Source organism: Streptomyces sp. NPDC006296 (assembly GCF_040613235.1).
GTDB lineage: Bacteria > Actinomycetota > Actinomycetes > Streptomycetales > Streptomycetaceae > Streptomyces.
Genome location: NZ_JBEXRT010000001.1, coordinates 279,434 through 287,434 on the forward strand (window position 1 = coordinate 279,434; position 8,001 = coordinate 287,434).

The 8,001-nt window shown below is 72.7% G+C and carries 7 protein-coding genes; 1 reads left to right on the forward strand and 6 read right to left on the reverse strand.

What is annotated here, in order from left to right:
• Positions 1-4 precede the first annotated feature (4 nt).
• Complete coding sequence (locus ABZ172_RS01320; protein ID WP_356878862.1) at positions 5-904, reverse strand: TIGR01777 family oxidoreductase; 900 nt, start codon at positions 902-904, stop codon at positions 5-7.
• An 89-nt stretch (positions 905-993) separates the two neighbouring features.
• Between ABZ172_RS01320 and ABZ172_RS01325 the strand changes: the two genes are divergently transcribed.
• Complete coding sequence (locus ABZ172_RS01325) at positions 994-1,521, forward strand: GNAT family N-acetyltransferase (RefSeq protein WP_356878864.1); 528 nt, start codon at positions 994-996, stop codon at positions 1,519-1,521.
• Positions 1,522-1,568: 47 nt separating this feature from the next.
• Here the strand turns inward: ABZ172_RS01325 and ABZ172_RS01330 are convergent, their stop codons facing one another.
• The 5 genes from ABZ172_RS01330 to sucB form a co-directional block, all read right to left on the reverse strand.
• Positions 1,569-2,090 carry a DUF4240 domain-containing protein gene (locus ABZ172_RS01330; protein WP_356878906.1) on the reverse strand — a complete coding sequence of 174 codons (522 nt, stop codon included), beginning with the start codon at positions 2,088-2,090 and terminating at the stop codon, positions 1,569-1,571.
• A gap of 83 nt (positions 2,091-2,173) precedes the next feature.
• Positions 2,174-3,142, reverse strand: a complete 969-nt coding sequence (locus tag ABZ172_RS01335) for a YafY family protein (protein WP_356878866.1) — start codon at positions 3,140-3,142, stop codon at positions 2,174-2,176.
• A 79-nt stretch (positions 3,143-3,221) separates the two neighbouring features.
• A complete protein-coding gene (aceE, locus tag ABZ172_RS01340; RefSeq protein ID WP_356878868.1) occupies positions 3,222-5,906 on the reverse strand; it encodes a pyruvate dehydrogenase (acetyl-transferring), homodimeric type in 2,685 nt (894 codons plus the stop codon).
• Between the two features lie 268 nt (positions 5,907-6,174).
• Complete coding sequence (locus ABZ172_RS01345) at positions 6,175-6,798, reverse strand: GntR family transcriptional regulator (RefSeq protein WP_356878870.1); 624 nt, start codon at positions 6,796-6,798, stop codon at positions 6,175-6,177.
• A 183-nt stretch (positions 6,799-6,981) separates the two neighbouring features.
• Positions 6,982-8,001, reverse strand: a 1,020-nt coding sequence (gene sucB, locus ABZ172_RS01350; RefSeq protein ID WP_356878872.1) for a 2-oxoglutarate dehydrogenase, E2 component, dihydrolipoamide succinyltransferase, incomplete at its 5' end; no start/stop codon positions are given.

Genomic DNA, 8,001 nt, shown 5'->3' on the forward strand with positions numbered 1-8,001 from the left:
GTGATCAGCGCAGCGCGGCGCGGATGGCGTCGTCGACGCCGGGAAAGGCGAACACGAAGCCCGAATCCAGAAGTTGGCCGGGCAGCACCCGCTGGCTGGACAGGACGTCCCCGGCGAAGTCGCCCAGCGCCAGCCGGAGCGCGGGCGCCGGGGCGGTGAACAGCGTCGGGCGCCGCAGCACCCGGCCCATGGCGGCCGTCACCTCGCTGTTCGTCACGGGGGAGGGGCCCGTCAGATTCACCGGGCCGGACAGCGTCTCGGTGTCCAGGATGTGCCGCAGGGCCGCGACGTGGTCGTGCAGCGCGATGAAGCTCCAGTACTGCCGGCCGTTCCCCATCCGTCCGCCGAGCCCCGCCTTGAACAGCGGGAACAGACGCCCCCAGGCCCCGCCCTCCCGGGACACGACCAGACCGGTCCGCACGTGGACCGTCCGCACGCCCGCCTCCTCGGCGGGCGCCGTCGCGTCCTCCCACTCCACGCACACCGACGGCAGGAAACCCTCGCCGGGCGGAGCGCTCTCGTCGACCGCGCGGTCGCCGGTGTCGCCGTAGAAGCCGATCGCGGAGCCGGACAGCAGGACCTTCGGCGGCGTGTCGAGGGAGGCGAGCGCCTCGGCCACGGCCGCCGTGCCCAGCACCCGGCTGTCGCGGATCTCCCGCTTGTAGGCCTCCGTCCACCGGTGGTCACCCACCCCGGCGCCCGCCAGGTGGACGACCGCGTCGCAGCCGACCAGGCCCGCCACGTCGACGTACTGGCGCCCCGGGTCCCACTCCACCTCGTCGCCCGCGGCGGCGGGGCGGCGCACCAGGCGCACCACCTCGTGCCCGTCGGAACGCAGCGAGCGCACCAGCGCCGCTCCGATGAGGCCGGTCGATCCGGTGACGGCGATTCGGGAACGCAGCATGCGGTCCATCCTGCCCCATGCGTGCCCGCTCACGCGGGAGAGGAGCGCCGGGGGGGGAGGCCCGGAACACGCATGGCACAGTGGCACCGGTGTCCACACCCCGGTTCCGTTCCCTGCGCCCCGTCCGCCACGCCGTTCCCGGCGACGGGACCGCGCTCGGGGAACTCGACCGGGCCGCCTGGTCGACCCTCCACTCCGTGCAGCCGAGACCGCAGCCGCCGTACGAGCCCTTCTTCGACGACCGGCACCCGCCCGGCGACTTCCTGGTCGCCGACGCGGTCACCGGCACCGGCGAGGTGCGCCCGGCCGGCTACCTGCGGCTCGCCCGCCCCACCCCGCTCGCCTGCAACGCCCACGTCCGCCAGATACAGGGCCTCGCCGTCGCGGACTGGGCACGGCGCCGGGGCGTCGCCCGCACCCTGCTGCGGGCCTCCGTGGCCGAGGCGCGCCGTCTGGGCGCCGGGCGGCTCACCCTGCGCGTACTCGGCCACAACACCGCCGCGCGGGCCCTCTACGCGGCCGAGGGCTTCGCCGTCGAGGGCGTGCTGCCGGGCGAGTTCTTCCTGGGCGGGCGGTACGTCGACGACGTCCTGATGGGCCGTTCGCTGACCGCCTGACCCCCCGGGCGCGCCGGAGGGCACCCGGCGGTCCCGGGCCGCGGGAGTCAGACCGGCCCGAAGCGTTCCCAGAGCGCCGGGAAGCGCTCCGCCAGCGCCGTGTCGTCGTCGACGCCGAAGGGCGTGCCCGCGGGCTCCGCGGCCTGGGGCGGCAGCCCCAGATCGGGTGCGACCACGCCGGTCAGCTGCTCGTAGGCCTCGTCGGCGGCGTAACCGAGGTCCTCGCCGTCCCCGTCGGCCTCCTCGTCGAAGTCCTCCAGCAGCTCGGCGAGCGCGTCCGGGTCGTGCACCGCACCCTCGAAGACCTCCCGGCCCTGGGCGATCAGCCAGCAGCGGAAGTAGTCGAACGCGTCGTCGCTCGCCCCGCCGAGCAGCACGGCCGCCGCGCCCCACAGGTCCCAGCGGTACGCGCGGTTGTACCGCGCCTCGAAGTGCCGGGCGAAGTCCAGCACGGAGTCCGGGTCGAGCCGCACCAGCCGCTCGACGAGCAGGTCGGCGTGGTCCTCGGGGTCGCCTCCGGCGGCCGCGCGGGTGCTGTCGACGATCTCCCAGAACTCCGTCTCGTCCATCACGGGTCCAGCATCTGCCCCGGCGGCGGGCGACGCACGCCCAGACACCGAAATGAAGCCTTCGGCCTCACGTACGGGGTCCCTCAGCGGTAGAGCTCGCGCAGCCGTTCGGCCGTGTCGGCAAAGCGTTCGCGCAGGGTGGCGGGGGCCAGGACCTCCGCTTCGGCCCCGAGGGCCAGCAGCTGGCTGTACGCGACCTCCTCGGACTCGACCGGCAGCACCACCGTCCGCAGCCCGTCGGCGTCCGGCTCCGCGGTCCCGGCCAGCGCCTCGTCGGCGGCGGCCCGGTCCACGACGTGCGGCAGCAGCCGCACCCCCCGCTCCGAGAGCCGTACGGTCACCTCCGCGCGCAGGATCGACCGGGCGAACTGCGCGGCCCGCTCCGCCCAGAAGCCCGGCAGGTCGAAGCCCTCGTCCCGCGCGAAGCGGCTCTCCGAGACGGCGACGCCGGCGAACCGGTCGATCCGGTACACCCGGAAGTCGTCCCCGGCCCGCGCGCAGAGGTACCAGACGCCCGCCTTCAGGACGAGCCCGTACGGGGCGAGCTCCCGCTCCACCTCGTCCGAAGGGCTCCGGCGGTACCGGGCGCGGACCAGCCGGTCGTCCCAGACGGCCTCCGCGACGGCGGGCAGCAGCTCGGGGGTGACCGGGTCCTGGTACCAGCCGGGGGCGTCCAGGTGGAAGCGCTGCGCGGCGGTGTGCGAGGCGTCCCTGAGCGAGGGGAGCAGGGCCGCCGAGACCTTCAGCCGGGCGGCCGAGGCCGCGTCGTCCAGGCCCATCTCGCGCAGCGCGGACGGCAGTCCGGACAGGAAGAGCGCCTCGGCCTCGTGGCGGGCCAGCCCGGTGAGCCGCGTCCGGTAGCCGCCCACGAGGCGGTAGCCGCCGGTCCGGCCGCGGTCGGCGTACACCGGGACCCCGGCCTCGGAGAGCGCCTGGGCGTCCCGGGTCACGGTGCGCGCCGACACCTCCAGCTCCCGCGCCAGTTCGGCGGCGGTCATGGAGGGCCGGGACTGCAGGAGCAGCACCATCTTGATCAGCCGGGCAGCACGCATGGACCCCATTGTGGGGCGGACCCGCACGCACCACGGGGGCGGGTACCGGGCCGCCCGGTACCCGCCCCCGTGCCGGGACTCACATCCCGTACTTCTCCCGGGCCTCCTTGACCTTCGAGACCGGGATCTCGCCGCGGCGCGCCAGCTGGGCCAGCGCGGCGACGGTGACGGACTGCGGGTCGACACCGAAGTGGCGGCGGGCGCCCTCGCGGGTGTCGGAGAGGCCGAAGCCGTCCGTGCCGAGCGAGGACCAGTCCTGCTCCACCCACTGGCCGATCTGGTCCGGGACCGCGCGCATCCAGTCGCTGACCGCGAGGACCGGGCCCGGCGCACCCGACAGCGCCTGGGTCACGTACGGCACCCGCTCCTCGCCGCGCAGCAGCGCCTCGTCCGACTCCAGCGCGTCGCGGCGCAGCTCGCCCCACGAGGTGGCGGACCACACGTCGGCCGTGACGCCCCAGTCGGCGGCGAGCAGCTCCTGTGCCTCCAGCACCCAGTGGATCGCCGTGCCGGAGCCCAGCAGCTGGATCCGGGGGGCGTCCGCCGCGGCGGGGGTGCCCTCCTTGAAGCGGTACAGGCCCTTGACGATGCCCTCCTCGACGCCCTCCGGCATCGCGGGCTGCTGCTTCGGCTCGTTGTAGACCGTCAGGTAGTAGAAGACGTCCGAGTCCTCGCCGGGGGCGGCCTGGCCGTACATCCGCCGCAGGCCGTCCTTGACGATCACCGCGATCTCGTACGCGAACGCCGGGTCGTAGTTGAGCGACGCGGGGTTCGTGGACGCGATCAGGTGGGAGTGGCCGTCCGCGTGCTGGAGGCCCTCACCCGTCAGGGTCGTCCGTCCGGCGGTGGCGCCGACGATGAAGCCCTTGCCGAGCTGGTCGGCGAGCTGCCACATCTGGTCGCCGGTCCGCTGCCAGCCGAACATCGAGTAGAAGATGTAGAAGGGGATCATCGTCTCGCCGTGTGTCGCGTACGACGAGGCGGCGGCGATGAAGTCGGCCATGGCCCCGGCCTCGGTGATCCCCTCGTTGAGGATCTGGCCGTCCTTGGCCTCCTTGTAGTACATCAGCTGGTCGCGGTCGACCGGCTCGTACGTCTGGCCGAGCGGCGAGTAGATGCCTGCCGAGGGGAACAGCGACTCCATACCGAAGGTACGGGCCTCGTCCGGGACGATCGGGACCCAGCGCCTGCCGGTCTCCTTGTCCCGCATCAGGTCCTTCACCAGGCGGACGAACGCCATGGTGGTCGCCATCTCCTGCTTGCCCGACCCCTTGTACAGGGCCTTGAAGGCGCGCTCCTCGGGTTGCGGCAGCGGAGCGGAGGCGTGCATCCGGCGGGCCGGAGCGGGACCGCCGAGGGCGGCGCGGCGCTCCTGGAGGTAGCGGACCTCGGGGGAGTCGGCGCCGGGGTGGCCGTAGGGGACCAGCCCGTCCTCGAAGGCGCTGTCCGGGATCGGGAGGCCGAGCAGCTCGCGCATGCCCTTGAACTCGTCGGTCGACAGCTTCTTCATCTGGTGGTTGGCGTTCTTGGACTCGAAGCCCTTGCCGAGCGTGTAGCCCTTGACCGTCTGGGCCAGGATCACGGTCGGCGCGCCCTTGTGCGCCAGCGCGGCGCGGTAGGCCGCGTACACCTTGCGGGCCTCGTGGCCGCCGCGGGAGCTGTAGAAGCACTCGGCGATCTTCGCGTCGCTCAGGAGCTGCGCCAGCGCGACGAGCGCGGGGTCGCTGCCGAAGAAGTGCTCGCGGATGTACGCCACGTCGCGCGTCGCGTACGTCTGGAACTGCGCGTCCGGGACCTCGCGGAGGCGGCGGATCAGCGCGCCCGTGGTGTCCAGCTGGAACAGCTCGTCCCAGGCGTTGCCCCAGAGCGTCTTGACGACGTTCCAGCCGGCCCCGCGGAACGCGCCCTCCAGCTCCTGCACCACACGGAAGTTGGCCCGCACCGGGCCGTCGAGGCGCTGCAGGTTGCAGTTGATGACGAAGGTCAGGTTGTCGAGCTGCTCACGGGCCGCGAGGGCGAGGGCCGCGGTCGACTCGGGCTCGTCCATCTCGCCGTCGCCCAGGAAGGCCCAGACGTGCGAGTTCGACGTGTCCTTGATGCCGCGGTTGGTCAGATAGCGGTTGAAGCGCGCCTGGTAGATCGCCGAGAGGGGGCCGAGGCCCATCGACACCGTGGGGAACTCCCACAGCCAGGGCAGCCGCCGCGGGTGCGGGTAGGAGGGCAGGCCGTCGCCGCCCGACTCCTGGCGGAAGCGGTCGAGCTGCTGCTCGGAGAGGCGGCCGTCGAGGAAGGCGCGGGCGTAGATGCCGGGCGAGGCGTGGCCCTGGATGTAGAGCTGGTCGCCGGAGCCGTCACCTTCCTTGCCGCGGAAGAAGTGGTTGAAGCCGGTCTCGTACAGCCAGGCGGCCGAGGCGAACGTGGCGATGTGACCGCCGACGCCGTACCGGGCTCCCCGGGTCACCATCGCGGCCGCGTTCCAGCGGTTCCACGCGGTGATCTTCGTTTCCATCTCCAGGTCGCCGTCGAACGCGGGCTCGGCGGAGGTGGGGACGGTGTTGACGTAATCGGTCTCCAGCAGCTTGGGCAGCGCGATGCCGGCGCCCTCGGCGTGCTGGAGCGAACGCCGCATCAGGTACGCGGCGCGGTGCGGGCCCGCGGCCTCGGTGACGGCGTCCAGGGAGGCCGCCCACTCGGCGGTCTCCTCGGGGTCGCGGTCCGGGAGCTGGTCGAGCTCGCTCGGAAGCTTTGCTACGGGGTCGGTCATGATCGCCGCCTTCCGGAGTGGAGGGGGGTGGAGAAGGCCCTGACTGGCAGGACAGGGCGATCGGGCCGGTGGGCCCGCGAGTGAACTGTAAGTCGCCGATCGATGATCGATCAAAGGGTGAAGGGCAAAACTTCTCGATATGAAGAAAAGTGGCATGCGGTGCCGCGGAACAGGGCACCCAGTGACGGGACCAAGGGGGGTGAAACGGGCACTGACCTGCACGGTCGAGCGCCCCGCACCGCAGATGGGCGCGGCGGTCCGGCGGTCCTCAGGCGCGCGGCGCGCACCCGAGGACGTGCTCCTTCACCAGGACGGCGATCTGCGGATCCCGCCGCAGGAACGCCTCGATGAGCGCCTCGTGCTCCTCCGCGTACGACTTCTGCACCGTGCCCAGCCACCGGATCGACAGGGCCGTGAACACCTCGATGCCCAGACCCTCCCAGGTGTGCAGCAGCACGGTGTTCCCGGCGGCCCGCACCAGCTCCCGGTGGAAGGCCACCGTGTGCCGCACCTGCGCCTCGCCGTCGGCCAGCCGGTCCGCCTCGTACAGCGCCGCCACGTGCGGGGCGAGCGCCGAGCAGTCCTCGGCGAGCGCCGGGGCCGCCAGCTCCGCCGCCATCTGCTCCAGCCCGGCCCGCACCGGGTAGCTCTCCTCCAGATCGGCCGCGCTGAGACTGCGCACCCGCACGCCCTTGTTGGGCGCCGACTCGATCAGCCGCAGGGTCTCCAGCTCCCGCAGCGCCTCGCGCACGGGTGTCTGGCTGACCTCCAGCTCGGTGGCGATGCGGCGCTCCACGATCCGCTCGCCCGGCTTCCAGCGCCCGCTGACGATCCCCTCCACGATGTGCTCGCGGATCTGCTCGCGCAGCGAGTGGACGACGGGCGGGGTCATGGGGGCTCCTTCGGGGCGAACCGGTGCTGCCTGCGCCGACACGGCGGCCGGAGGTGACCGGCGGTGTCCAAGGGCTGTCCCGTCATCCCTGGCGGGACAGCCCTTAGACAATACGGCGGCGCCCCCGCCCGGAGGGGTTCCGGACGGGGGCGCCGCTGGTGAGGCTGGTTACAGCCGGACGGCTCAGAGGCCGAGCTCGACCTCGAACTCGCCCGCTTCGAGGATCGCCTTGACCGTGGTCAGGTAGCGGGCGGCGTCCGCGCCGTCCACCAGACGGTGGTCGTAGGAGAGCGACAGGTAGGTCATGTCGCGGACGCCGATGACGGTGCCCTCGGCGGTCTCGATGACCGCCGGACGCTTGACCGTGGCACCGATGCCCAGGATGGCTGCCTGGTTCGGCGGCACGATGACCGTGTCGAACAGCGCACCGCGCGAACCGGTGTTGCTGACGGTGAAGGTCGCACCGGACATGTCGTCCGGGGTGAGCCCGCCACCGCGCGCCTTGCCGGCCAGCTCCGCGGTCTTCTTCGCGATACCGGCGATGTTCAGGTCGCCCGCACCCTTGATGACCGGGGTCATCAGACCCTTCTCGGCGTCCACGGCGATGCCGATGTTCTCCGAGTCGAAGTACGTGATGGTGCCCTCGTCCTCGTTGATCCGGGCGTTGACGACCGGGTGGGCCTTCAGCGCCTGGGCCGCCGCCTTCACGAAGAACGGCATCGGGGACAGCTTGACGCCCTCACGGGCGGCGAAGGACTCCTTCGCCTGGTTGCGCAGCTTCATCAGCTTGGTGATGTCGACCTCGAGGACCGAGGTCAGCTGGGCCTGCGAGTGCAGCGCCTTCATCATGTTGTCGCCGATGACCTTGCGCATGCGGGTCATCTTGACCGTCTGACCGCGCAGCGGCGACGCCTCGAGCTTCGGCGCGGCCTTGGCCGCGGGAGCGGCGGCGGCCGGAGCCGGAGCGGCGGCGGCCTTGGCGGCCTCCGCGGCGGCCACCACGTCCTGCTTGCGGATACGGCCGCCGACGCCGGTGCCCTTGACCGAGCCCAGGTCGACGCCGTTCTCGGCGGCGAGCTTGCGGACCAGCGGCGTGACGTACGCGCCGTCGTCACCGGAGGGCGCGGCCGGAGCGGCCGGAGCACCCTGGCCAGTTGCCTGTCGCAGTACACGATCCGGCGCTCTCCGGCTGCGGCTTGCAGC